The organism is Pseudomonas fluorescens (genome assembly GCF_902497785.1).
Lineage (GTDB): Bacteria > Pseudomonadota > Gammaproteobacteria > Pseudomonadales > Pseudomonadaceae > Aquipseudomonas > Aquipseudomonas fluorescens_BO.
The window spans coordinates 374463-399199 of the sequence record NZ_CABVHK010000003.1 but is presented as its reverse complement, the minus strand read 5'-3'; the positions used below and the strand labels follow the sequence as shown (position 1 = coordinate 399199).

24 protein-coding genes are annotated in these 24737 nt (G+C 60.4%); 9 read left to right on the top strand and 15 right to left on the bottom strand.

Annotation, left to right across the window (positions count from 1 at the left end; genetic code table 11):
• Positions 1–136: 136 nt before the first annotated feature.
• From F8N62_RS06885 to gatC, 6 genes are all read right to left on the bottom strand, one after another.
• Positions 137–517: a carboxymuconolactone decarboxylase family protein gene (locus tag F8N62_RS06885; protein ID WP_008026864.1), complete on the bottom strand. Its 381-nt coding sequence runs from the start codon at positions 515–517 to the stop codon at positions 137–139.
• Positions 514–1575: a calcium/sodium antiporter gene (locus F8N62_RS06880; protein WP_150710234.1), complete on the bottom strand. Its 1062-nt coding sequence runs from the start codon at positions 1573–1575 to the stop codon at positions 514–516. Before F8N62_RS06880 ends, F8N62_RS06885 begins: the two co-directional genes overlap by 4 nt.
• A gap of 50 nt (positions 1576–1625) precedes the next feature.
• The gene (locus F8N62_RS06875; protein WP_150710233.1) at positions 1626–1997 is read right to left on the bottom strand and encodes a septal ring lytic transglycosylase RlpA family protein; all 372 of its coding nucleotides are present in this window, start codon (positions 1995–1997) and stop codon (positions 1626–1628) included.
• A 142-nt stretch (positions 1998–2139) separates the two neighbouring features.
• Positions 2140–3585: an Asp-tRNA(Asn)/Glu-tRNA(Gln) amidotransferase subunit GatB gene (gatB, locus tag F8N62_RS06870; RefSeq protein ID WP_150710232.1), complete on the bottom strand. Its 1446-nt coding sequence runs from the start codon at positions 3583–3585 to the stop codon at positions 2140–2142.
• A 10-nt stretch (positions 3586–3595) separates the two neighbouring features.
• Positions 3596–5047, bottom strand: coding sequence for an Asp-tRNA(Asn)/Glu-tRNA(Gln) amidotransferase subunit GatA (gatA, locus tag F8N62_RS06865; RefSeq protein ID WP_150710231.1), 1452 nt, complete (start codon positions 5045–5047; stop codon positions 3596–3598).
• Positions 5048–5063: 16 nt separating this feature from the next.
• Positions 5064–5351, bottom strand: a complete 288-nt coding sequence (gene gatC / locus F8N62_RS06860) for an Asp-tRNA(Asn)/Glu-tRNA(Gln) amidotransferase subunit GatC (RefSeq protein ID WP_008026876.1) — start codon at positions 5349–5351, stop codon at positions 5064–5066.
• Between the two features lie 214 nt (positions 5352–5565).
• On the opposite strand from gatC, the gene mreB reads away from it, so the two are divergent.
• The 8 genes from mreB (at position 5566) to tldD (ending at position 16860) form a co-directional block, all read left to right on the top strand.
• Positions 5566–6603: a rod shape-determining protein MreB gene (gene mreB, locus F8N62_RS06855; protein ID WP_002555108.1), complete on the top strand. Its 1038-nt coding sequence runs from the start codon at positions 5566–5568 to the stop codon at positions 6601–6603.
• 139 nt (positions 6604–6742) lie between these two features.
• On the top strand, positions 6743–7852 hold the full coding sequence (mreC, locus tag F8N62_RS06850; protein ID WP_150710230.1) for a rod shape-determining protein MreC: 1110 nt from the start codon (positions 6743–6745) through the stop codon (positions 7850–7852).
• Entirely contained in the window at positions 7852–8343 is a 492-nt protein-coding gene (mreD, locus tag F8N62_RS06845; RefSeq protein ID WP_150710229.1) for a rod shape-determining protein MreD, read from the top strand. The genes mreC and mreD overlap by 1 nt, the downstream gene beginning before the upstream one ends.
• A 45-nt stretch (positions 8344–8388) precedes the next feature.
• A complete protein-coding gene (locus F8N62_RS06840) occupies positions 8389–8985 on the top strand; it encodes a Maf family protein (protein ID WP_150710228.1) in 597 nt (198 codons plus the stop codon).
• A 57-nt stretch (positions 8986–9042) separates the two neighbouring features.
• Positions 9043–10500, top strand: coding sequence for a ribonuclease G (gene rng, locus F8N62_RS06835; protein ID WP_150710227.1), 1458 nt, complete (start codon positions 9043–9045; stop codon positions 10498–10500).
• A gap of 75 nt (positions 10501–10575) precedes the next feature.
• Positions 10576–14379: a YhdP family protein gene (locus F8N62_RS06830; RefSeq protein WP_150710226.1), complete on the top strand. Its 3804-nt coding sequence runs from the start codon at positions 10576–10578 to the stop codon at positions 14377–14379.
• Positions 14380–14550: 171 nt separating this feature from the next.
• A complete protein-coding gene (locus tag F8N62_RS06825) occupies positions 14551–15399 on the top strand; it encodes a carbon-nitrogen hydrolase family protein (protein ID WP_150710225.1) in 849 nt (282 codons plus the stop codon).
• Positions 15400–15417: 18 nt separating this feature from the next.
• Positions 15418–16860 carry a metalloprotease TldD gene (gene tldD / locus F8N62_RS06820; RefSeq protein WP_150710224.1) on the top strand — a complete coding sequence of 481 codons (1443 nt, stop codon included), beginning with the start codon at positions 15418–15420 and terminating at the stop codon, positions 16858–16860.
• Positions 16861–16972: 112 nt separating this feature from the next.
• Here the strand turns inward: tldD and yjgA are convergent, their stop codons facing one another.
• On the bottom strand, positions 16973–17497 hold the full coding sequence (gene yjgA / locus F8N62_RS06815) for a ribosome biogenesis factor YjgA (protein WP_045061465.1): 525 nt from the start codon (positions 17495–17497) through the stop codon (positions 16973–16975).
• Positions 17498–17605: 108 nt separating this feature from the next.
• Here yjgA and pmbA point away from each other — a divergent pair, with 108 nt between their 5' ends.
• Positions 17606–18952, top strand: a complete 1347-nt coding sequence (pmbA, locus tag F8N62_RS06810; RefSeq protein ID WP_150710223.1) for a metalloprotease PmbA — start codon at positions 17606–17608, stop codon at positions 18950–18952.
• A 258-nt stretch (positions 18953–19210) separates the two neighbouring features.
• Here pmbA and F8N62_RS06805 read toward each other — a convergent pair whose 3' ends face one another.
• The 8 genes from F8N62_RS06805 to lptC all read right to left on the bottom strand — a co-directional run bounded on the left by F8N62_RS06805 (position 19211) and on the right by lptC (position 24731).
• Positions 19211–19486, bottom strand: a complete 276-nt coding sequence (locus F8N62_RS06805) for an HPr family phosphocarrier protein (RefSeq protein WP_150710222.1) — start codon at positions 19484–19486, stop codon at positions 19211–19213.
• Positions 19487–19501: 15 nt separating this feature from the next.
• Positions 19502–20359, bottom strand: coding sequence for an RNase adapter RapZ (rapZ, locus tag F8N62_RS06800; RefSeq protein WP_150710221.1), 858 nt, complete (start codon positions 20357–20359; stop codon positions 19502–19504).
• Between the two features lie 2 nt (positions 20360–20361).
• Positions 20362–20826, bottom strand: coding sequence for a PTS IIA-like nitrogen regulatory protein PtsN (gene ptsN, locus F8N62_RS06795; protein WP_008150761.1), 465 nt, complete (start codon positions 20824–20826; stop codon positions 20362–20364).
• 12 nt (positions 20827–20838) lie between these two features.
• Positions 20839–21147: a ribosome hibernation-promoting factor, HPF/YfiA family gene (gene hpf, locus F8N62_RS06790; protein ID WP_003178005.1), complete on the bottom strand. Its 309-nt coding sequence runs from the start codon at positions 21145–21147 to the stop codon at positions 20839–20841.
• A gap of 74 nt (positions 21148–21221) precedes the next feature.
• Entirely contained in the window at positions 21222–22715 is a 1494-nt protein-coding gene (locus F8N62_RS06785; protein WP_150710220.1) for an RNA polymerase factor sigma-54, read from the bottom strand.
• 183 nt (positions 22716–22898) lie between these two features.
• Positions 22899–23624, bottom strand: a complete 726-nt coding sequence (lptB, locus tag F8N62_RS06780) for an LPS export ABC transporter ATP-binding protein (RefSeq protein WP_027924532.1) — start codon at positions 23622–23624, stop codon at positions 22899–22901.
• Complete coding sequence (gene lptA / locus F8N62_RS06775; RefSeq protein ID WP_150710219.1) at positions 23624–24172, bottom strand: lipopolysaccharide transport periplasmic protein LptA; 549 nt, start codon at positions 24170–24172, stop codon at positions 23624–23626. The genes lptB and lptA overlap by 1 nt, the downstream gene beginning before the upstream one ends.
• A complete protein-coding gene (gene lptC / locus F8N62_RS06770) occupies positions 24159–24731 on the bottom strand; it encodes an LPS export ABC transporter periplasmic protein LptC (protein WP_150710218.1) in 573 nt (190 codons plus the stop codon). The genes lptA and lptC overlap by 14 nt, the downstream gene beginning before the upstream one ends.
• Between the last annotated feature and the right edge of the window lie 6 nt (positions 24732–24737).

Here is a 24737-nt window from a genome sequence, read left to right as displayed (position 1 = left end):
TGTAGGAGCTGCCGAAGGCTGCGATCTTTTGATCTTTTGCCACCTTCGAGCGCGCCGAAAATCAAAAGATCGTCCGAACGCGGCCCGAGCCTTCGGCAGCTCCTACAAAAGCTGCGATCTTTTCGATTTGACGAAATTACTCAGGCTTCTGATAGCTATCAATCACTTCCTGCGCCGCCCGAAATGCATCGATCGCCGCCGGCACGCCGGCATACACCGCGCAATGCAGCAACGCCTCGCGGATCTCTTCCACGGTGCAGCCGTTGTTCAGCGCACCGCGCACGTGACCTTTCAACTCCTGCGGGCACTTCAGCGCGGTCAGCGCAGCGAGGGTGATCAAACTGCGGGTTTTCAGTGGTAACCCTTCGCGACTCCACACGCTGCCCCACGCATGCTCATTGACGAAGTCCTGCAGCGGCTGGGTGAATTCGGTGGCATTGCCCAATGCACGATCGACGAAGGCGTCGCCCATCACTTGGCGGCGCACTTCAACGCCGGTTTTTTTATTGTCGGTCATGGCAATTCCTTCTTGTGGTGTTGGCGACGCCAGGCGCGCAGTGACGTGAACAGCAGAAACGCCACGAGCGCGGGCAGGACGAAAAGCAGCATCAGGTGTTCAAGCTTGCCGGCCAGCGGCATGCCGGTGGTAAACGACACCACGTGCAGACCGTAAGCCAGGTACAAACCCAAAAACAGCAGACCTTCGGCGCGGGTCAACCGATAGCCGGAATAAAACACCGGCAGGCACAGCGCCGCGACACCGAGCATCACTGGCAAGTCGAAATCCAGGGCATTGGGTGAAACCGACAGCGGCGCCGGCGCGATCAGTGCGGTCACACCGAGCACGCCCAGCAGGTTGAACAGGTTGCTGCCGATCACGTTGCCCACGGCGATCTCGCGCTGACCGCGCAACGCCGCAATCAACGACGTCGCCAGCACCGGCAGCGAGGTGCTGGCGGCAACGATGGTCAGGCCGATGATTCGCTCCGACAACCCCAGATCCGTGGCCACCGATACGGCCGCACCCAACAGCAAATGCCCGGCGTAGATCAGCATCGCGAGCCCGGCGACGATCATCAGCAAACTGCTGATCCAGGGGACTTCGGGGCCGACCTGCGGTTGGGTTTGCGGGCGAGCCGAATGCCGGGACTGGCGCAGCAACAAGCCGAGATACAGCACCAGTGCCGTCAGCAGGATCACGCCGTCGGTGCGGGTCAATTCTTCATTCCACGCCAGCACGAACACCAGCAGGCTGGCGCCGATCATCAGCGGAATATCCAGGCGCACCAGTTGCCGCGAAACCCGCAGCGGGATAATCAGCGCCGAAAGCCCGAGGGTGACGAGGATATTGAAGATGCTGCTGCCGATCACGCTGCCGACAGCGATGTCGGCGTTTTGCGTGAGGGTGGCTTGCAGGCTGACCGCCATCTGCGGCGCGCTGCTGCCGAGGGCCACAATCGTCAGGCCGATGATCAGCGGCCGAACGTGCAGGCGCGCGGCCACACGCACGGCGGCGCGCACCATCAGCTCGGCGCCGGCGATCAGTAGAACCAGGCCGCTGAGCAGTTCAATCACGCTGAGCAGGGGTAAATTGGCAAGTCCGAAAATGGTCGGGGCTCCGTGGGTCAGTCCAGTGCTTGTACGCGAACTCGCGCGGTGCCGCTACGGAGCATGCCCAGTTGCTCGGCGGCTTCGTGCGACAAGTCAATCAAACGCCCACGGGTATGCGGCCCGCGATCGTTGATGCGGACGACGCAGGACTCGTTGTTTTTCAAATTAGTGACCTTGACCCGCGTGCCGAAGGGCAGTTGGCGGTGGGCGGCGGTCAGCGCGTTCTTGTTGAAACGCTCGCCACTGGCGGTGCGTTTGCCCTGGTGTTTGGCACCGTAGTAGGACGCCACGCCCGTCTGGTCGTAGCCGTGTGGATCGACGATGTCGTTGCTGGCGCAACCGGCCAGCAGCGAGAGCAAGGCGCAGGCGCCCAGTAGACGCTTCATTCAGAGGTTTCCACATACAAATGTGGGAGCGAGCCTGCTCGCGATGGTGTGTCAGCTACATTGATGCCGACTGACACTCCATCGCGAGCAGGCTCGCTCCCACAGGGGGTAGAGCCAGGCAATAAATCTGGCTCCATTTTCATCAGCCTTCGAGCTTGCTTTTCAGCAGTTCGTTGACCTGTTGCGGGTTGGCCTTGCCTTTGGAGGCTTTCATGGCCTGGCCGACGAAGAAGCCGAACATCTTGCCGCGTTTGGCTTCGTCTGCCGCGCGGTATTGTTCGACCTGCTCGGCGTTGGCCGCGAGCATTTCGTCCAGCACCGCCGAGATCGCGCCGCTGTCGGTCACTTGCTTGAGCCCGCGCTTGTCGATGATCTCGTCCGCGCTGCCTTCGCCGTTGGCCATCGCTTCAAACACCACCTTGGCGATTTTGCCGGAGATGGTGTTGTCCTTGATGCGCAGCAGCATCCCGCCCAATTGCTCGGCGGTTACCGGCGACTGGTCGATGTCCAGGCCCTGTTTGTTCAACAGGCTGCCCAGTTCCACCATCACCCAGTTCGCCGCCAGCTTCGCGTCGCCGCTGATGCTCACGACTTTCTCGAAGTAATCGGCTTGCTCGCGGCTGGTGGCCAGGACGCTGGCGTCGTACACCGACAGGCCGAACTGCGCCTGGAAGCGTTCGCGTTTCTGCGGCGGCAGTTCCGGCAGGGTGGCGCGCACTTCGTCGAGGAACGAGTTTTCGATGACCACCGGCAGCAAGTCCGGGTCCGGGAAGTAACGGTAATCGTTGGCTTCCTCTTTACTGCGCATCGGACGGGTTTCGTCCTTGTTCGGATCGTACAGGCGGGTCTGCTGGATCACCTTGCCGCCGTCTTCGATCAGTTCGATCTGACGGCGCACTTCACTGTTGATCGCCTTCTCGATGAAGCGGAACGAGTTGACGTTCTTGATCTCGCAGCGAGTGCCATATTCGACCTGGCCCTTCGGACGAATCGACACGTTGCAATCGCAACGCAGCGAACCTTCGGCCATGTTGCCGTCGCAGATGCCCAGGTAACGCACCAGTGCGTGGATCGTCTTGACGTAGGCCACGGCTTCCTTGGCGCTGCGCATGTCGGGCTCGGAAACGATTTCCAGCAGCGGCGTACCGGCACGGTTGAGGTCGATGCCGGTGGCGCCGTTGAACTCTTCGTGCAGGCTTTTACCGGCATCTTCTTCAAGGTGCGCGCGGGTCACGCCAACACGTTTGATCGTGCCGTCGTCGAGCGCGATGTCCAGGTGGCCCTTGCCGACAATCGGCAATTCCATCTGGCTGATCTGGTAGCCCTTGGGCAGGTCCGGGTAGAAATAGTTTTTACGGGCGAACACGTTGTGCTGGCCGATCTCGGCATCGATAGCCAGACCGAACATCACCGCCATGCGCACCGCCTCCTGGTTCAGCACCGGCAAAACGCCGGGCATGCCGAGGTCAACCAGGCTGGCCTGGGTGTTCGGCTCGGAACCGAAAGTGGTGGAACTACCGGAAAAGATTTTCGACCGGGTGGTGAGCTGGGTATGAATCTCCAGCCCGATCACGACTTCCCATTGCATGTGTTTCTCCTCAGAAGCCGGTTGGGGTGCGGGTGTGCCAGTCAGTGTTGAGCTGATACTGGTGCGCAACGTTGAGCAAGCGGCCCTCCTGGAAATACGGAGCAAGCAGTTGCACGCCGACCGGCAGGCCATCGACGAAACCGGCAGGCATGGACAAGCCCGGTAGGCCGGCGAGGTTGGCGGTGATGGTGTAGACGTCTTCCAGGTAGGCAGCCACCGGGTCGCTGTTCTTCGCGCCGAGTTTCCAGGCCGGGTTGGGCGTGGTCGGGCCGAGGATGATGTCGACCTCGTTGAAGGCGGCCATGAAGTCGTTCTTCACCAGGCGGCGGATCTTCTGCGCCTTCAGGTAGTAGGCGTCGTAGTAGCCGGCCGACAGCGCGTAGGCGCCGACCATGATCCGGCGCTGCACTTCCGCGCCGAAACCTTCGCCACGGGAACGCTTGTACAGGTCTTCAAGATTCTTCGGGTCTGCGCAGCGATGACCGAAACGCACGCCGTCGAACCGCGACAGGTTGGACGAGGCTTCCGCCGGGGCGATCACGTAGTACGCAGGAATCGCGTGCTGCATGTTCGGCAGGCTGATTTCCTTGATCACGGCACCGAGCTTTTCCAGCTCCTTGATGCTGTGGTGGATCAGCTCGGCGATACGTGGGTCGAGACCGGCGCTGAAGTATTCCTTCGGCACGCCGATGCGCAGGCCTTTGAGCGAGTCGTTGAGGCTCGCGCTGTAATCCGGCACGGGCTCGTCGATGCTGGTGGAGTCATTGGCGTCGAAGCCGGCCATGCCTTGCAGCAGGATGGCGCAGTCTTCGGCGGTGCGCGCCAACGGGCCGCCCTGATCGAGGCTGGAGGCGTAAGCGATCATGCCCCAACGTGAAACTCGACCGTACGTCGGTTTCAGGCCGGTGAGGTTGGTGAACGCAGCGGGCTGGCGAATCGAGCCGCCGGTGTCGGTCGCGGTGGCGGCCGGCAGCAGGCGAGCGGCCACGGCCGCAGCGGAGCCACCGGACGAGCCGCCCGGAACGTGTTCGAGGTTCCACGGGTTTTTGACCGCGCCGTAGTAGCTCGACTCGTTGGCCGAACCCATGGCGAATTCGTCCATGTTGGTCTTGCCCAGCGTGACCGCGCCGGCGCTCGCCAGTTTGGCGACGACGGTGGCGTCGTACGGTGCCTTGAAGTTGTCGAGCATTTTCGAGCCGCAGCTGGTGCGGATGCCTTGGGTGCAAAACAGGTCTTTGTGGGCAATCGGCGCGCCGAGCAGGGCGCCGCTCTCACCATTGGCCCGGCGTGCGTCAGCGGCTTTCGCCTGCTGGAGCGCCAGGTCTTCGGTGAGGCTGATGAAACTGTTGAGCTGAGGATCAAGCTGCGCGATACGCGCCAGCAGGGTTTTGGTCAGCTCTTCGGAAGAAAACTTTTTGTCGGCGAGTCCGCGGGCGATCTCGGCCAGAGTCAATTGATGCATTGCAGGCTCTTTCCCTTTAGTCGATGACTTTCGGAACCAGGTACAGGCCGTTTTCGACCGCTGGTGCGATGGACTGATAAGCCTCGCGATGATTGGTCTCGGTCACGACGTCTGCACGCAGGCGCTGGCTGGCTTCCAGTGGGTGGGCGAGCGGCTCGATACCGTCGGTATTGACCGCCTGCATTTCGTCGACCAGTCCCAGAATGCTGTTCAGGGCCGAAGTGATGTGTGGAAGATCGGCATCATTGAGGCCAAGACAGGCCAGATGTGCGATTTTTTCCACGTCGGAGCGTTCAAGCGTCATGGGATTCTCCAGTGGAAGGAAAACAGAACGGATGCTATCCGTGTGTTAGATTGTCGGAACACTACCGCATTTCTACGGTCATAAGGCCGCGATTGTGGGGGTTGGTGCACAGAAAAGCGGCCAATTTAACATATTGGCGCCTTGCCCAAAATCCCTGTCGTTGTTAGAGTTTGCCGCACTTTTTTACCCACGCGTTGCCTAGGGTCCCTTTCCCATGTTCAAGAAACTGCGTGGCATGTTTTCCAGCGATCTTTCCATTGACCTGGGCACTGCCAACACCCTTATTTACGTGCGCGAGCGCGGTATCGTCCTGAATGAGCCATCGGTTGTGGCTATTCGGACACACGGTAACCAGAAAAGTGTCGTCGCTGTCGGCACCGAGGCCAAGCGCATGCTCGGCCGTACGCCGGGCAACATTGCTGCCATTCGTCCGATGAAGGACGGTGTAATTGCCGACTTCAGCGTCTGCGAAAAGATGCTGCAATATTTTATCAACAAGGTTCACGAAAACAGTTTCCTGCAGCCTAGCCCTCGTGTGCTGATCTGCGTTCCGTGCAAATCCACGCAGGTTGAGCGTCGAGCCATCCGTGAATCGGCCCTGGGTGCCGGTGCCCGTGAAGTGTTCCTGATCGAAGAGCCGATGGCGGCTGCGATCGGTGCCGGCCTGCCGGTTGAAGAAGCACGCGGTTCGATGGTGGTCGATATCGGTGGTGGTACCACTGAAATCGCGCTGATCTCCCTGAACGGTGTGGTTTACGCCGAATCCGTACGGGTTGGCGGCGACCGCTTCGACGAAGCGATCATCACCTACGTGCGTCGCAACTACGGCAGCCTGATCGGCGAATCCACCGCCGAGCGCATCAAGCAGGAAATCGGTACCGCCTACCCCGGCGGCGAAGTTCGCGAAGTCGACGTTCGTGGCCGTAACCTGGCCGAAGGCGTTCCACGCGCATTCACCCTGAACTCCAATGAAGTGCTGGAAGCTCTGCAAGAGTCCCTGGCAACCATCGTTCAAGCGGTGAAAAGTGCACTGGAGCAATCGCCTCCGGAGCTGGCTTCCGATATCGCCGAGCGTGGCCTGGTACTGACCGGTGGTGGCGCCTTGCTGCGCGACCTCGACAAGTTGCTGGCCCAGGAAACCGGTCTGCCGGTGATCGTTGCCGAAGATCCGTTGACCTGCGTGGCTCGCGGCGGTGGTCGTGCATTGGAAATGATGGATAAACACACCATGGACCTGCTTTCCAGCGAATAAGTCGTTGGGTTGCCTCTATGCTGTTGGCGCGCAGGCAGCACTTTGCAGTGCTGCCTGTTGGCGTTTATCTTCTGTCAGTCTGCATCCAGGCCGGTCTGCCGTATGAATAAACAAAACATTTGCCTGGGAGGAGCGGCTTATTAAACCGCTTTTCACCAAAGGGCCTTCACTGGGCGTGCGCTTGTTGGTGCTGGTCGTGCTATCGGTCGCGCTGATGGTGGTCGATGCCCGCTTCACACTGCTCAAGCCAGTGCGTAGCCAGATGTCGCTGGTGCTGATGCAGTCTTACTGGATCACGGACCTGCCGCAGCGGCTATGGCAAGGTGTGGCCAGCCAGTTTGGCAGCCGTACCGAACTGGTCGCCGAAAACGAAAAACTCAAGACCGAAAACCTGCTGTTGCAAGGCCGCATGCAAAAGCTTGCCGCCCTCACCGAGCAGAACGTTCGGCTGCGCGAGTTGCTCAATTCTTCCGCGCTGGTCAACGAAAAGGTCGAAGTGGCCGAGTTGATCGGCATGGACCCCAACCCCTTCACCCACCGCATCATCATCAACAAGGGTGAACGCGACGGTGTGGTCCTCGGTCAGCCGGTGCTCGATGCCCGCGGCCTGATGGGGCAGGTGGTCGAGTTGATGCCGTACACCTCCCGCGTGCTGCTGCTGACCGATACCACTCACAGCATTCCGGTGCAGGTGAACCGTAACGGTTTGCGGGCGATCGCCAGCGGCACCGGTAACCCGGAACGCCTGGAATTGCGTCACGTTGCCGACACGGCGGACATCAAGGAAGGCGATCTGCTGGTGAGCTCCGGTCTCGGCCAGCGGTTCCCGGCGGGTTATCCGGTGGCGACGGTCAAGGAAGTGATTCACGACTCCGGCCAGCCATTTGCGATTGTCCGCGCCGTACCGACGGCCGCGTTGAACCGCAGCCGTTACCTGTTGCTGGTATTTACTGACAGCCGCACCGCCGAAGAGCGTGCCAACGAAGCCGCTCAGGCTCAGGAAGCGCTGGACCAGCATGGCGGCGGCCCGATGATTCCACCGGCGGTGTACAAGCCCGCCGCGATCATCCCGGCTGCCGTAGCGGCGCCCGCCGCGCCGGTGACTGCGGTGCCGGCACCTGCACCCGCACCTGCACCCGCCGCCGCGAAACCTGCCGCCGCCAAGCCGCCCGCTGCCCAACCCGCCGTCGTGAAACCTGCTGCCAAGCCGCCAGCTTCCGCGCCGGCCATCCCTGGGGGAAGAGAATAATGGTCGGCGCTACCGCCTCCCGAAACGGCTGGGTCGTCTGGTTGACGTTCGCCGTCGGCATGCTGCTCAGCGTTTCGCCGCTGCCGCAGTTCATGGAAATCCTGCGCCCGCTGTGGCTGGCCTTGCTGCTGGCATTCTGGGCACTGGCCTTGCCGCAAAAAGTCGGCATGGTCACCGCGTGGTGCCTTGGCCTGGCCGAAGACGTGCTCTACGGCACGCTGTTGGGACAGAACGCGTTGATCCTGACGCTGATCACCTTCCTGGTGCTGTCGCTGCAACAGCGCCTGCGCATGTTCCCGATGTGGCAACAGAGCCTGGTGATTCTGGTGATTTTCGGCCTCGCGCAGCTGGTTCAACTCTGGCTCAGCGCCCTGACCGGCAATCGTCAGCCAACGCTGGCGCTGGTCTTGCCGGCGCTGGTCAGTGCACTGCTCTGGCCGTGGATCAGCTTCGGTTTGCGTGGTCTGCGTCGGCGCTACAAAATCAATTAAACCGGTCAGGCATTTGCCCATAACCTCGACAAGGGAGATGTCTTGATGAAACAGCTTTATCTGGCCTCTGGCTCGCCGCGTCGGCGTGAACTGCTGACGCAGATCGGCGTGCCGTTCTCCGCCATCAGCGCGGACATCGATGAAACCCCTTTGAATCATGAATCGCCCTCGGCCTATGTCGAGCGTCTCGCGCGCGGCAAGGCTGAAGCCGGGCGCGCCACGGTTGTGTCCGACGCCGGGTTTTGCGTGCTCGGTGCCGACACCGCCGTAGTGCTCGACGGCAAAATTCTTGGCAAACCGGTGGACGAAGCTGACGCGTGCGCCATGCTTATGATGTTGGCAGGGCAAGAGCATGAAGTGCTGACCGCCATCGCGGTACTGGACGGCGAGCGTTGCGAGTCGCGTGTGGTGCGCAGTCTGGTGCGGTTTCGTCCTATTGGTGCCGACGAAGCGGCGGCCTACTGGGCCAGCGGCGAACCGCGGGACAAGGCCGGTGGCTACGGCATTCAAGGCCTGGGCGCGGTGTTTGTCGCCGGGCTCATTGGCAGCTATTCGGCGGTGGTCGGACTGCCACTGTGCGAAACCGCTGAGCTGCTCGGGCATTTCGGCATACCCTGTTGGCAAACCCTTAACGCGCGCTGAGCGTCGTACTGACAAGATGCGGCCATTATCGTGAACATGCCTGAACGAGACCCTGCCATGAGTGAAGAGATCCTGATCAACATCACGCCGATGGAATCGCGCGTGGCGGTGGTTGAAAACGGTGTTCTGCAAGAGGTCCACGTCGAGCGCACGCAAAAACGCGGAATCGTCGGCAACATCTATAAAGGCAAGGTCGTGCGGGTCTTGCCAGGCATGCAGGCGGCTTTTGTCGATATCGGCCTGGATCGCGCCGCGTTCATTCATGCCTCGGAGATTTCCTTGCGGGAAGGCTCTTCGGTCGAGAGCATCAGCGCATTGGTGCACGAGGGGCAGAGCCTGGTGGTGCAAGTCACCAAGGACCCGATCGGTTCCAAAGGCGCACGCCTGACCACTCAGCTGTCGATTCCCTCGCGGTATCTGGTGTACATGCCGCGCACCGCGCACGTCGGGATTTCGTTGAAGATCGAAGACGAAGGCGAGCGCGAACGCCTCAAGCAAGTGGTCACCGACTGCGTGGCCAAAGAAGGCATCCAGGAAGTCGGTGGATTTATCCTGCGCACCGCTGCCGAAGGGGCCGGAGCCGATGAAATCCTCATGGACATCCGCTACCTGCGCCGACTCTGGGATCAGATCAACGAACAGATCAAGACCATCGGCGCGCCCAGTGTGATCTATGAAGACCTGGGCCTGGCATTGCGCACCTTGCGCGACCTGGTGAGCCCGAAGATCGAGAAAATTCGCATCGACTCCCGGGAGACTTTCCAGAAAACCACACAGTTCGTCGCCGAACTGATGCCGGAAATCGCCGATCGTCTTGAGCATTACCCGGGCGAGCGGCCAATCTTCGACCTGTACGGCGTCGAAGACGAAATCCAGAAAGCCCTGGAACGTAAAGTGCCGCTGAAGTCCGGTGGCTATCTGGTGGTCGATCCGGCGGAAGCCATGAGCACCATCGACGTTAACACCGGGGCGTTCGTCGGCCATCGCAACCTCGAAGAAACCATTTTCAAGACCAACCTCGAAGCCGCCACCGCCATCGCGCGCCAACTGCGCCTGCGCAATCTGGGCGGGATCATCATCATCGACTTCATCGACATGGAAGACGAAGAGCACCAGCGTCAGGTGTTGCGCACGCTCGAGAAACAGCTGGAGCGTGATCACGCCAAGACCAACATCATCGGCATCACCGAGTTGGGCCTGGTGCAGATGACCCGCAAGCGCACCCGTGAAAGCCTTGAACAAGTGCTGTGCGAACCGTGCAGCAGCTGCCAGGGCCGCGGCAAGCTCAAGACCCCGGAAACCGTTTGCTACGAAATTTTCCGGGAAATCCTCCGCGAGGCGCGCGCCTATCAGGCGGAAGGCTATCGTGTATTGGCGAACCAGAAAGTCGTCGACCGTTTGCTGGATGAAGAGTCCGGCAACGTTGCCGAGCTCGAAGGTTTTATCGGGCGCACCATTCGGTTCCAGGTGGAAACCATGTATTCCCAGGAACAATACGACGTGGTGCTGCTCTGAATCGCAGGATGTCCGCCGGACTCGAACAGCTGGCCTCAGCTTTCTGCAGTATTTTCGCCATGGGAGCCAACTGACATGGACCGTCTGACACGCATTTTGGCCGCACTGACCCGCTGGGGTCTGGGCCTGTGCGCGTTGGCTTTGGTGCTGATGGCGCTTTACGTCAGTCTGGGCCGCGAGCTGACGCCGCTGGTGGCCGAATACCGGGCTGAAGTCGAAGCCAAGGCCGGGGCTGCCTTGGGCATGCCGTTGCACATCGGTGAGCTGGAAGGTAACTGGAGCGGCTTCGCCCCCATCCTGTTGGCGCACGACGTGATGGTCGGCGAGGGCGCCAATGCCCTCCGACTGGACCAGGTGCGGGCGGTGCCGGATCTGTGGGCCAGTCTGCTGGCGCGCGAAGTGCGTATCGCCCATCTGGAACTCAACGGCCTGAAGATCAGCCTCAAGGAAGGCGCGGACGGTCATTGGGCGCTGGAGGGTTTGCCGGTGCAGCAGGATCAGCCGCTGGATCCGGAGCAACTGCTCAATCGCATGCAAATCATCCAGCAGCTATCGGTGCTCGACAGCCAGGTGACGTTGCAGCCGCTGGATCATCCGCCGCTGACCCTGACCTACGTGGGTCTGAACCTGAAAACCGGCGCTTCCCGCCAGCGTCTCGACGCCCGGTTGACCTTGCCTGACGGTCAGCCCGTTGCCATGAGCCTGCGCACTCGAATTCGCGCCAGTCAGTGGAAGGACGGCGAAGCGGATGCCTACGTGAGCCTGCCGCAAAGCGACTGGTCGAAATGGCTGCCAGAGCGGGTCACCCAGCAATGGAATTTTTCCGAGATCAAGGCCGGTGGCGAGCTGTGGTTCAAGTGGAACCAAGGCGCGTTGCAAAGCGCCGCAGTCCGCCTGAATGCACCACAACTCAAGGGTGCCTACGCCGAACGCAAACCGATCCAGATCAATAATCTGGCGCTGAACGGCTACTTTCAGCGCAGTTCCGAAGGCATGCTGGTGACCCTGGATTCGCTGGCCATGAATCTCGGCGAGACCCGCTGGGAAACGCACCTGCAAATCAAGCAAAACCTGGCCACCGATAAGGCCGAAGAACGTTGGCATCTGCAAGCCGACCGTCTCAACCTCACTCCACTCACGCCATTGCTGAATGCGTTGGGGCCCTTGCCCGAAGGCGTCGCCACCGCCGTCGAGCGGCTGAAGGTGACCGGTGGTTTGCGCAACGTGTTGCTCGACTTCCGGCCCAACGCCACAGACGACAGCAAATTCAGCTTCGCCGCCAACCTTGATCAGGTCGGCTTCGACGCTTATCACGGCGCTCCGGCAGCACGCAATGTCAGCGGTAGCATCAGCGGTGACCTCGGTCATGGCGAACTACGCATGGACAGCAAGGATTTCGTCCTGCACCTGGACCCGATTTTCGCCAAGCCGTGGCAATACATCCAGGCCAACGCCCGGCTGACCTGGAAACTCGATAAAGAAGGCTTCACCCTGATCGCGCCGTATCTGAAAGTGCTGGGCGAGGAGGGCAAGATTGCCGGCGATTTCCTGATCCGCCTGCATTTCGACCACACCCAGGAAGATTACATGGACCTGCGGGTCGGTATGGTGGACGGAGATGGCAAATACACCGCTAAGTACCTGCCGGCCGTTCTCAGCCCGGCGCTGGACGAATGGCTGCGCACCGCGATTCTCAAAGGCGCGGTAGACGAAGGTTTCTTCCAGTATCAAGGCTCGCTGAACCACGGTGCGGCGGACGCCGATCGCAGCATCAGCCTGTTCTTCAAGGTTCACGATGCCGAACTGGCGTTCCAGCCGGGTTGGCCGCACGTCAGCAAGGTCAGTGGCGACGTGTTCGTTGAAGACAGTGGCGTGCGCATTCTGGCCAGCAAAGGCCAGTTGCTGAATACGCAGGTCAGCAATATTTACGTCAATATCCCCCACGTTCCGGCCGGGCAGAACAGCCACCTGTTGCTCGACGGCGCTTTCGCCGGCGGGTTGGGCGATGCTCTGAAGATCCTTCAGGAAGCGCCGATCGGCACCGCTGACACCTTCGCCGGTTGGGAAGGCGAGGGCGATCTGCAAGGCAAGCTGAAGCTGGATATTCCACTGGCCAAAGGCGAAGAGCCAAAGATTCTGGTCGACTTCAAAACCGCCAAGGCACGCCTGAAACTGGCCGAACCGGCACTGGAGCTGACGCAACTCAAGGGCGATTTCCGCTTCGACAGCAGCAAAGGTTTGAGTGGCCAGAACATCACTGCACGGGCCTTTGATAAACCGGTCAGCGCACAGATTTTCGCCGATGGCAGCCCCGGCAACCTGAAAACCCGCGTCACGGCTTCGGGGCAGGTCGAGGTCAAGAAACTCACCGATTGGCTGAGCGTGACTCAGCCGTTGCCGGTGTCCGGCCTGATTCCCTATCAATTGCAACTGAACCTGGATGGCGCCGACAGCCAGTTGATGGTCAATTCCAGCCTCAAGGGTGTGGCGGTGGATTTGCCGGCGCCGTTCGGCATGGCGGCGGATGTCGGCCGTGACACGACATTCCGCATGACCCTGCAAGGGCCGGAGCGGCGCTACTGGCTCAAATACGGCGAACTGGCGAGTTTCACGTTTGCCGCGCCTGCCGACGGTTTCGCCGACGGTCGCGGTGAGCTGTTCCTCGGCGGCGGCGAGGCGGTGTTGCCCGGCGCCAAAGGTCTGCGAGTGCGCGGCGTGCTGTCGGAGCTGGACGTCGGTCCGTGGAAAGATCTGGTGGACAAGTATGCCGGTCAGGATCCGGGCGGCAGCGCCAAGCAGTTGCTCAGCAGCGCGGACTTCAAGGTCGGCAAGCTCAGCGGGTTCGGCACCACCCTCGATCAGGCGTCGGTGCAACTCAACCGTAAACCGGCCGCCTGGGCGTTGCAGCTCGACAGTCAGCAGGCCAAGGGCAGCGTCGGCATCCCAGACGCGAAAGCCGCGCCAATCGCGATCAATCTGCAGTACGTGCGTTTGCCGGCCCCGGACCCGACGGTGCTGGCCGATGAAAATTCGCCGGACCCGTTGGCCAGCGTAGACCCGACGAAAATTCCGGCGCTGGACATCACCATCAACCAGCTGTTCCAGGGCCAGGATCTGGTGGGCGGTTGGTCGTTGAAAGTGCGGCCGACCGCTAAAGGCATTGCGCTCAATACACTGGACCTGGGCCTCAAGGGCATTCTGTTGCAGGGCAGCGGCGGCTGGGAAGGTATCCCCGGTTCGTCCACCAGTTGGTACAAGGGCCGGATCAGCGGCAAGAACCTCGCGGATGTCCTCAAAGGCTGGGGCTTTGCGCCCAGTGTGACCAGCGAGGAGTTCCACATGGATGTCGACGGTCGCTGGCCCGGCTCACCGGCGTGGCTGGCGACCAAGCGTTTCTCCGGCACGCTCGATGCATCGCTGAACAAAGGCCAGTTTGTCGAAGTCGAGGGCGGCGCACAGGCCTTGCGGGTGTTTGGCCTGCTTAACTTCAACTCCATCGGCCGTCGCCTGCGTCTGGACTTCTCCGATCTGTTCGGCAAAGGCCTGAGTTACGACCGCGTCAAAGGCCTGCTGGTGGCGACCAACGGCGTTTACATCACTCGTGAGCCAATCCGGTTGACGGGCCCATCGAGCAACATCGAGCTCAACGGCACGCTGGATCTGGTGGGTGATCAGGTCGATGCGAAATTGCTGGTGACCTTGCCGGTGACCAACAACCTGCCGATAGCTGCGCTGATCGTCGGCGCACCGGCCATTGGCGGCGCATTGTTCCTCATCGACAAGCTGATCGGTGACCGCGTGGCCCGTTTCGCCAGCGTAAAGTACACCGTCAAAGGCCCGTGGAAAGAACCGAAAATCACCTTCGACAAGCCTTTTTGAGTTGCCTCGATGGAGTAGCATGGCCGTAGCGACCTTCCCCTGTAGGAGCGAGCTTGCTCGCGAAAAATGTAAGGACAACGCGTTTAACCAGGCAACCCGCGTTATCGTTCACGTCCATCGCGAGCAAGCTCGCTCCTACAGTGTCTGTGTTGATTTCGATAAGGAAAGGCCATGTCTTTTGCGGTGATTCAAATGGTCAGCCAGAGCGACGTACTGGCCAATCTGGCCCAGGCCCGTCGCCTGCTTGAACAGGCCGCCGCCGGTGGCGCGAAGCTTGCCGTGCTGCCGGAAAACTTCGCGGCCATGGGCCGGCGCGACGTCGCCGACATCGGCCGTGCCGAGGCGTCGGGCGAAGGTCCGATCCTGCCCTGGTTGAAACAGACCGCCCGCGACCTCAAGTTATGGATAGTGGCCGGCACATTACCGCTGCCGCCGGTGGAACAGCCGACGGCGAAAGTGCATGCCTGCTCGTTGCTGGTCAACGATCAGGGCGAGACGGTGGCGCGCTACGACAAGCTGCATTTGTTCGACGTGGATGTGGCGGACACCCGCGGTCGTTATCGCGAATCCGATGACTATGCTTATGGTAGTGGCGTTGTGGTGGCGGATACGCCGGTCGGTCGAGTCGGCCTGACGGTGTGTTATGACCTGCGCTTCCCGGAGCTGTACAGTGAATTACGTGCTGCCGGTGCGGAGTTGATTACCGCGCCGTCGGCCTTTACGGCGGTGACCGGCGCGGCGCATTGGGATGTGCTGATTCGCGCCAGGGCCATCGAAACTCAATGTTATGTGCTCGCGGCGGCCCAGGGTGGCACCCATCCGGGACCGCGAGAAACCTGGGGCCGTGCCGCAATAATCGACCCGTGGGGTCGTGTGCTGGCGCAACAGGATCAAGGCGAGGCCGTGCTGCTGGCCGAACGCGATAGCAGCGAACAGGCGTCCATCCGGGCGCGGATGCCGGTGTCCAGTCACCGGCGCTTTTTCTCGCAGGGCGCCCGGCGACCTGCCTCAGAACGATGAATTTAAGGCGTAAAGCATATGAGCGAGTTGTTGTCCTCAGTCAGTGAACACCTCCTGGCACCCGGCGGCGTAACGATCGAGAGCCTGCAAGGCGTACTCGGCGATCTGGCCGGCCCGGGCATTGATGCCGCCGACCTGTATTTCCAGGGGCAGATCTCCGAGTCCTGGGCGCTGGAAGACGGCATCGTCAAGGAAGGCAGCTTCAACCTGGATCAAGGTGTTGGCGTGCGCGCGCAATCCGGCGAGAAAACCGGGTTCGCCTACAGCAATGCCATCACCCTCGAAGCCCTGGGCGCAGCGGCACGAGCTGCACGTTCGATCTCCCGCGCCGGCCAAAACGGCACGGTGCAGGCGTTCACCACGCAGGACGTCGCACAGTTGTACGGGCCGGACAATCCACTGGAAGTGATGAGCCGTGCCGAAAAAGTCGAGCTGCTCAAGCGCATCGACGTCGCGACACGCGCCCTCGATCCCCGTATCCAGCAGGTCACCGTGAGCATGGCCGGGGTCTGGGAACGCATTCTGGTTGCTTCCACCGATGGCAGTCTGGCAGCCGATGTGCGGCCGCTGGTGCGCTTCAACGTCAGCGTAATTGTTGAGCAGAATGGCCGGCGCGAGCGTGGTGGTCATGGCGGTGGCGGACGTACCGATTACCGCTATTTCCTGGGCGAAGACCGCGCCATGAGCTACGCCCGTGAAGCGTTGCGTCAGGCGCTGGTAAACCTGGAAGCCATTCCGGCGCCGGCCGGAACGTTGCCGGTGGTGCTGGGTTCGGGGTGGTCTGGCGTGCTGTTGCACGAAGCGGTCGGCCATGGTCTGGAAGGCGATTTCAACCGCAAGGGCAGTTCGGCTTATAGCGGACGCATGGGCGAAATGGTCGCTTCGAAGCTCTGCACCATCGTTGACGACGGCACATTGGCCGGTCGCCGTGGTTCGCTGAGCGTCGACGACGAAGGCACGCCGACCGAGTGCACCACGCTGATAGAAAACGGCGTACTCAAGGGCTACATGCAGGACAAGCTCAACGCGCGCTTGATGGGCGTGGCGCGCACCGGTAACGGCCGCCGTGAATCCTACGCTCACTTGCCGATGCCGCGCATGACCAACACTTACATGCTCGCGGGTGAAAGTGATCCTGCGGAAATCATCGCCTCGGTGAAACGCGGCATCTACTGCGCCAACCTGGGCGGCGGTCAGGTGGACATCACCAGCGGCAAGTTCGTGTTCTCCACCAGCGAGGCGTACCTGATCGAAGACGGCAAGATCACGGCCCCGGTCAAAGGCGCGACGTTGATTGGCAACGGCCCTGAAGCGATGAGCAAAGTGTCGATGGTCGGTAACGACCTGTCGCTGGACAGCGGAGTCGGGACCTGTGGCAAGGATGGGCAGTCGGTGCCGGTGGGTGTCGGCCAGCCAACGCTGAAAATTGATGCGATCACTGTGGGTGGCACAGGGTCGTAAGGAACATACATCCCCGTGCGTAGGAGCTGCCGAAGGCTGCGATCTTTTGCTTTTAAAAGATCAAAAGATCGCAGCCTGCGGCAGCTCCTACCCCGGGGGGACCGGGCGTTACTCAGCGCAGACCGCGTTGAGTCTCGTCCAGCTCACGGATGTACTTGAAGATTTTACGGCTCGATGCCGGTGGCTTGTTGGTCGCCAGTTCGTGCTGGGCCTGACGGATCAGGGAGCGCAATTGCTGACGATCAGCCTCCGGGTAGTCGAGCACGAACTTCTCCAGGACTGCATCGTCGCCCGCGATCAAGCGATCGCGCCAGCGTTCCAGGCCATGGAAACGTTCGTTGTACTGCCGGGTGGAGGCATCGAGTTGATCGAGCAGAACGAGAATGGCGTCAGTGTCCTGGTCGCGCATCAGTTTGCCGATGAACATAAGGTGCCGTTTACGCGCGATATTCGCGGTGTGCTTGGGCGCATCGGCCAGTGCCCGGCGCATAGCGTCGGTCAGCGGCAGTTTTGCCAGCAAGTCAGGCTTGAGCGTTGTAAGGCGCTCGCCGAGGTCAACCAGAGCATGCAGCTCGCGTTTAACCTGGGATTTGCTTTTTTCTCCCGTATCGAGGGAGTCGTCGTAAGAATCAACCATGGTGGCCGTCCGCAAAGAAACGCCGCCATGATAACCAGTCGGGGGCCGCTTGTCCGGCCCGGTCGCTCGAAGGCCTTTACCGAAAGCAGAATTTGAGTGGAGAACAGCATGAGTGCAGTTGAAAGCGTCGGCCCACAAGCGTTGCCGGCACTGCAAGAACAAGTCGAGCAGATCATCGCTGAAGCCAAACGCCAGGGCGCCAGTGCCTGTGAAGTGGCAGTGTCCCTGGAGCAGGGCCTGTCGACGTCGGTACGCCAGCGTGAAGTCGAAACCGTCGAATTCAACCGCGATCAGGGTTTTGGCATCACCTTGTACGTCGGTCAGCGCAAGGGTTCGGCCAGCACGTCTGCCAGTGGGCCTGAAGCCATCCGCGAAACCGTCGCGGCGGCGTTGGCCATTGCCAAACACACCTCCGAAGACGAAGCCTCGGGTCTGGCAGATGCTGCGCTGATGGCCAAGGACCTGCAGGATTTCGACCTGTTCCATCAGTGGGACATCACCCCGGAGCAGGCTATCGAGATGGCCCTGAGTTGTGAGGCGGCGGCGTTCGCCACTGACAGCCGGATCAAGAACGCTGACGGCACCACCCTCAGCACCCATCAGGGCTGCCGCGTGTACGGCAACAGTCACGGTTTTATTGGCGGCTACGCGTCGACCCGTCACAGCCTGAGCTGCGTGATGATCGCCGAGGCCGATGGCCAGATGCAGCGCGATTACTGGTACGACGTGAACCGCCAGGGCAATCTGCTGGCCGACCCGGCGAGCATTGGCCAGCGCGCTGCACAACGTGCCGCAAGCCGCCTGGGCGCACGTCCGGTGCCGACCTGCGAAGTGCCGGTGCTGTTTTCCGCCGAGCTGGCGGGGGGCCTGTTCGGCAGTTTCCTGTCGGCGATTTCCGGCGGCAGCCTATATCGCAAATCGTCGTTCCTTGAGGGCACGCTGGGGCAGAAACTGTTCCCGGAATGGTTGACCCTCGATGAGCGGCCGCACTTGATGCGCGCCATGGGCAGTTCGGCGTTCGATGGTGACGGTCTGGCGACCTACGCCAAACCGTTCGTCGAAAAAGGTGAGTTGGTGTCCTACATTCTTGGCACTTACTCCGGCCGGAAGCTCGGCATGCCGAGCACGGCCAACGCGGGTGGCGTGCACAACCTGTTCGTCACCCACGGCGACGAAGATCAGGCGGCTTTGCTGCGTCGCATGGGCCGCGGCTTGCTGGTCACCGAGCTCATGGGCCAGGGCCTGAACATGGTCACGGGCGATTACTCTCGCGGTGCGGCGGGTTACTGGGTCGAAAACGGCGAGATTCAGTTCGCCGTGCAGGAAGTGACCATCGCCGGCAACATGCGCGACATGTTCAAGCAGATCGTAGCGGTGGGAAATGACCTGGAATTGCGCAGCAATATTCGCACGGGTTCGGTGCTGATCGAGCGGATGACGGTGGCGGGTAGTTAAACCTCACCCCTACAAAAAAGGCGCGCCACCCATCAAGTGACGCGCCTTTTTTATGAGCTTGGTAAACAACCCTGTGGGAGCGAGCTTGCTCGCGATGACGGTTGAACATTCCACATTGATGTTGACTGCCGAGACGCCATCGCGAGCAAGCTCGCTCCCACAGTGAACCTCATCTATTCCTCAGACGGTCAGCGATACGCTGCAGGTTTCGGGGGGCCGGGGTGATGCTCGCCACAGAGACTATTCGGCGCGAAGGTGTTATTCGCCTTCGTCGAAATAGTTGTTGATCAACGCCACCAGCGCATCCAGCGCTTGCTGTTCCTGCTCGCCTTCCGTGCTCAGATGGATTTTGGTGCCCTTGCCTGCGGCGAGCATCATCATCGCCATGATGCTTTTGCCATCGACCGTCGATTCCGGCGTGCGTCCTACCCTGATCGTGCAATCCTTGAACTGACCGGCGACTCCGACAAATTTCGCAGAAGCGCGGGCATGCAGACCCAGCTTGTTGATAATTTCGATTTCCAGAGCAGGCATCGCGGTGTGAATCCTTTAGCTGAGGTCGCGGTGGCGAACCTGGACGTTCTTCAGGGATTTTTGCAGGACCTGGCCCAGACGTTCGGTCAGGTAGACGGAGCGGTGATGCCCGCCGGTACAGCCTATGGCAATGGTGACATAGGCGCGGTTGCTGGCGGCAAAACGGGGCAGCCACTTGAGCAGGTAGGTGGAAATGTCCTGGAACATCTCTTCGACGTCCGGTTGTGCCGCCAGGTACTCGGCCACCGGTTGATCCAGTCCGGACTGTTCGCGCAATTCCGGCTTCCAGTAAGGGTTCGGCAGGCAGCGCACATCGAACACCAGATCGGCGTCCACCGGCATGCCGCGCTTGAATCCGAAAGACTCCACCAGAAACGCCGTACCGGGTTCCGGCTGGTTCAACAGGCGCAGCTTGATGGTGTCGCGCAGCTGATACAGGTTCAGGTTGGTGGTATTGACCTTGAGATCGGCGAGGTCGGCAATCGGCCCCAACAGGCCGGTCTCGTCCTGAATCGCCTCGGCCAGCGAGCGATTGGCGTTACTCAGGGGGTGACGGCGGCGGGTTTCCGAGAAACGCTTGAGCAGGGTTTCTTCGTCGGCATCCAGATAAAGCACATCACACTTGATGTGCCGGCTGCGGACTTCTTCCAGCAGCTCGGGAAACCGCGACAAGTGGCTCGGCAAGTTGCGCGCATCAATGGACACTGCAACCAGCGGTTGTGCCAGTTCGGTGTGGATCAGCGCGCGCTCTGCCAGTTCCGGCAGGAGGCCGGCCGGCAGGTTGTCGATGCAGTAGTAACCGCTGTCCTCGAGAACATTGAGCGCGGTACTTTTACCTGAGCCGGAACGGCCACTGACAATGATCAAGCGCATGATTAATGGCCGTTTTGCTCGTCCAGGACAACCTGATACAAGGCTTCATTACTCGGCGCGCTGCGCAGTTTTTCGCGCACTTCCTTGCGATCGAGCATGCTGGCGATCTGGCGTAACAGTTCCAGATGAGCATCGGTAGCAGCTTGCGGGACCAGCAGAACGAACAGTAGGTCAACCGGAGCGCCGTCGATGGCGTCGAAATCGATAGGGGCGTCCAGGTGCATCAAGGCACTGATGGGCGATGTGCAGCCTTTGAGGCGGCAATGAGGAATGGCGATGCCGTTGCCAAAACCGGTAGAACCGAGTTTTTCACGGGCAATCAGAGCCTCGAAGACATCTTGCATCTCCAGATCCGGCACTTCTTTATGGATAAGGTTGGCAATTTGCTCGAGGGCTTTCTTTTTACTGCCGCCCGGCACGTTCACGAGGGAACGGCCGGGGGTCAGGATGCTTTCAAGTCGGATCATGGGTTGGGAGTGTTAACGACCGGTTGCGCCCTGGAGGAGGCTCTGGGTCTTTTCCTTATGCTTTTTGAGTTGGCGATCCAGCTTGTCGGTCAGCAGGTCGATGGCGGCATACATGTCCGTATGCTCGGCATTGGCGACTACTTCTCCGCCGGGAATATGCAGCGTGGCTTCGATTTTCTGCAGCAGCTTTTCGACGTTCATCGTGACTTGCACGTTGGTGATCTTGTCGAAGTGCCTTTCCAATCGGTCGAGTTTTTCGCCGATGTAGGTGCGCAGGGGTTCGGTCACTTCCAGTTGGTGTCCACTGATGTTGACTTGCATACAGCTTCTCCTTCGTTGCCAGTGCATAAAGCGGCAGACCCGATGATCTGCCACTGGAACGCTGTGGCGTGGCTCTACATCAACCGCTTGCGTTCGCTCGAAGGCGCGATCCCGAGGGATTCGCGGTACTTGGCGACGGTGCGGCGAGCCACCTGAATGCCTTGTGCCTCCAGTAAACCAGCGATCTTGCTGTCACTCAACGGCTTTTTCTGATTTTCCGCGGCAACCAGTTTTTTGATGATCGCGCGAATCGCCGTGGACGAGCATTCACCGCCTTCGGAAGTACTGACGTGGCTGGAGAAAAAGTATTTCAGCTCATAAATGCCCCGGGGGGTATGCATGAATTTTTGCGTTGTCACCCGGGAAATCGTCGATTCGTGCATACCCACTGCTTCAGCGATGTCATGCAGCACCAGCGGCTTCATGGCTTCGTCGCCGTACTCCAGGAAGCCGCGCTGATGCTCGACGATCTGGGTGGCCACTTTCATCAGGGTTTCGTTGCGGCTTTGCAGGCTCTTGATGAACCAGCGGGCCTCTTGCAGCTGATTGCGCATGAAAGTGTTGTCGGCGCTGGTGTCCGCGCGGCGCACGAAACCGGCGTACTGGGCGTTCACCCGCAGCCGTGGCACCGATTCCTGATTCAGCTCCACCAGCCAGCGTTCGTTGTCCTTGCGCACGATCACGTCGGGCACGACGTATTCGGCTTCGCTGGATTCGATCTGCGAACCGGGGCGCGGGTTGAGGCTCTGAACCAGTTCGATCACTTGGCGCAGCTCGTCTTCCTTGAGTTTCATGCGACGCATCAGCTGGCTGTAGTCGCGGCTGCCGAGCATGTCGATGTAATCGGTGACCAGGCGCTTGGCCTCTGCCAGCCAAGGCGTCTTGGCAGGCAATTGGCGCAATTGCAGCAGCAGGCATTCACCCAGGTTGCGGGCGCCAATGCCGGCCGGTTCGAATTGCTGGATGCGGTGCAGGACGGCTTCGATCTCGTCCAGTTCGATGTCCAGTTCCGGATCGAAGGCTTCGAGAATCTCCTCGAGGGTTTCGTCCAGGTAGCCTTGATTGTTGATGCAATCGATCAGGGTCACAGCGATCAGGCGATCGGTGTCCGACATCGGAGCCAGGTTCAGTTGCCACAGCAGATGGCTTTGCAGGCTTTCGCCGGCCGATGTGCGGGTAGTGAAATCCCACTCGTCATCATCATTGCTCGGCAAGCTGCTGGCGCTGGTCTGGTAGACGTCTTCCCAAGCCGTGTCGACCGGCAGTTCGTTGGGAATGCGCTCGTTCCAGTCGCCTTCCTCGAGGTTGTCCACCGTCGGGGCGGTTTCCTGGTAGGAGGGTTCCGAAACATCGGCGTTGGGTGGCTGTTCGGCTTTGTCGGCCAAGGGGTCGGCGTTATCGAAGTCGTCGCCTTCTTCCTGACGTTCGAGCATCGGATTGGACTCCAGGGCCTCCTGGATTTCCTGTTGCAGGTCCAGGGTCGACAATTGGAGCAGGCGGATGGCCTGTTGCAGCTGCGGTGTCATCGTCAGCTGCTGGCCCATTCTCAAGACTAGCGATGGTTTCATGGCAGGGGCTTAACACCTTATTCGCCGGCGCACATGCGCCATCCACTACAGGGCGCCGGAGCGCCAAACATAAGCAAATTATATGCCTGAAACCACAACGTTTGCCTAGAGCGCTTTAACAATAAAAAAGGATTGATTTTTTATCGAGGCAGCGCTCGGCCGACGAACCAGACACCTTGGCGCTTACAGGCGGAACTCATGGCCCAGATACACTTCCTTGACCAGATCGTTGGCCAGGATGGTGGCGGAGTCACCTTCGGCGATCAGTTGGCCATCGTTGACGATGTAGGCCGTCTCGCAGATATCCAGGGTTTCACGGACGTTGTGGTCGGTGATGAGCACGCCAATGCCCTTGGCCTTGAGGTGGTAAATGATCTGTTTGATGTCGCCCACCGAGATCGGGTCCACGCCGGCGAAAGGTTCGTCGAGCAGGATGAATTTCGGGTTGGTCGCCAGTGCGCGGGCAATTTCCACGCGGCGGCGTTCACCACCGGACAGGCTCATGCCGAGGTTGTCGCGGATGTGGCTGATGTGGAATTCCTGCAGCAGGCTTTCCAGTTCCTTGCGGCGACCGGCCTTGTCGAGTTCCTTGCGTGTCTCGAGAATCGCCATGATGTTATCGGCGACCGAGAGTTTGCGGAATATCGACGCTTCTTGCGGAAGATAGCCGATACCGGCCTTCGCACGACCGTGCATCGGCTGGTGGCTGACGTCCAGATCATCGATCAGCACGCGGCCCTGATCGGCCTGAACCAGGCCGACGATCATGTAGAAGCAAGTGGTTTTGCCGGCGCCGTTGGGGCCAAGCAGGCCGACGATCTGACCGCTGTCGATGGACAGGCTGACATCGCGCACGACCTGGCGGCTCTTGTAGCTCTTGGCCAGATGCTGAGCTTTCAGAGTTGCCATTAAGGGGCCTTTTGCTCTTCGGTTTTCTTCTTCGGCTGGATCACCATGTCGATGCGCGGGCGCGACTCGGTGACCTTGGTGCCCGTGGCGCGACCGGCGCTGGCGAGCTTTTTGTTGGTGTCATAGACGATCTTCTCGCCCTGGGTCACGTTACCGTCTTTATCGACAACCTTGGCGCGATCGATCAGCACAACGCGGTCTTGCGAAGCGTGATACTGAATGGTGACGCCCCAGCCCTGAACGGGCTTAGTGTCGCCTGCCGTTTGCAGTTGTTCGAAGTAGGCGAGGTTGCCCACCGAAGTCACTACGTCGATATCGCCAGTCTGGGTGCGGGTCATGGTCACAGTGTTGCCGGTGACCTTCATCGAACCCTGGGTGATGATCACGTCACCTTTATAAGTGGCAATGCCGTTCTTGTCGTCCAGTTGGGCATCGTCCGCCTGGATGCGGATAGGCTGCTGTTGATCGTCCGGCAGAGCCCAGGCGCTCACGCTTCCCAGTGCTGCGCTCAGGCCGAGCAAAATAGGGAGAGTTTTAACGAGCCTCATACTGTCCTCTTACGTTCGATAGCAGGTGTATCCTGCTTTCTTTCAAATACGCTTTCATTCCCTTGCCAGTCGATACACCGCCAGCGCCGTCGATTCTAACGGGTTGCTCGGTCTGCGCATATTGCCTTTGCGGGAACACGGTCATGCGGGTGGTGGTAATCAGGGTCCTGCGGTTTTTCTCGTCGAAACGCGTGATGCGCACCGAGTCGATCAGTTCGACCTCAGTGCCGTCCGGGTTTACCTCACCGTGCTCGCTCTGGACGTGCCAGGGGAATTCGGTGCCGCGGTACAGGTTCAGGTCCGGATTGGTCAGCAGCGTCACTTCGGACACTTTCAGGTGTTCGACCTTGTCCGACGTCATTTCATACTGCAGCTTGCCATCCGGCAGAAACTGAACGCTGTGGGCGTTGAGTGCGTAATAGTCGATCGCTTTTTCATCGACCTGCACCACCGGCTTGTCGAGGAAGCGTTCCGGGCTGATGTTCCAGTAACCGACCGCGGCAAAGATCGCTGCGATGCAACCGAACACCAGGGTTTTGCGAAATTTCTTGCTCAGCATAGTCGG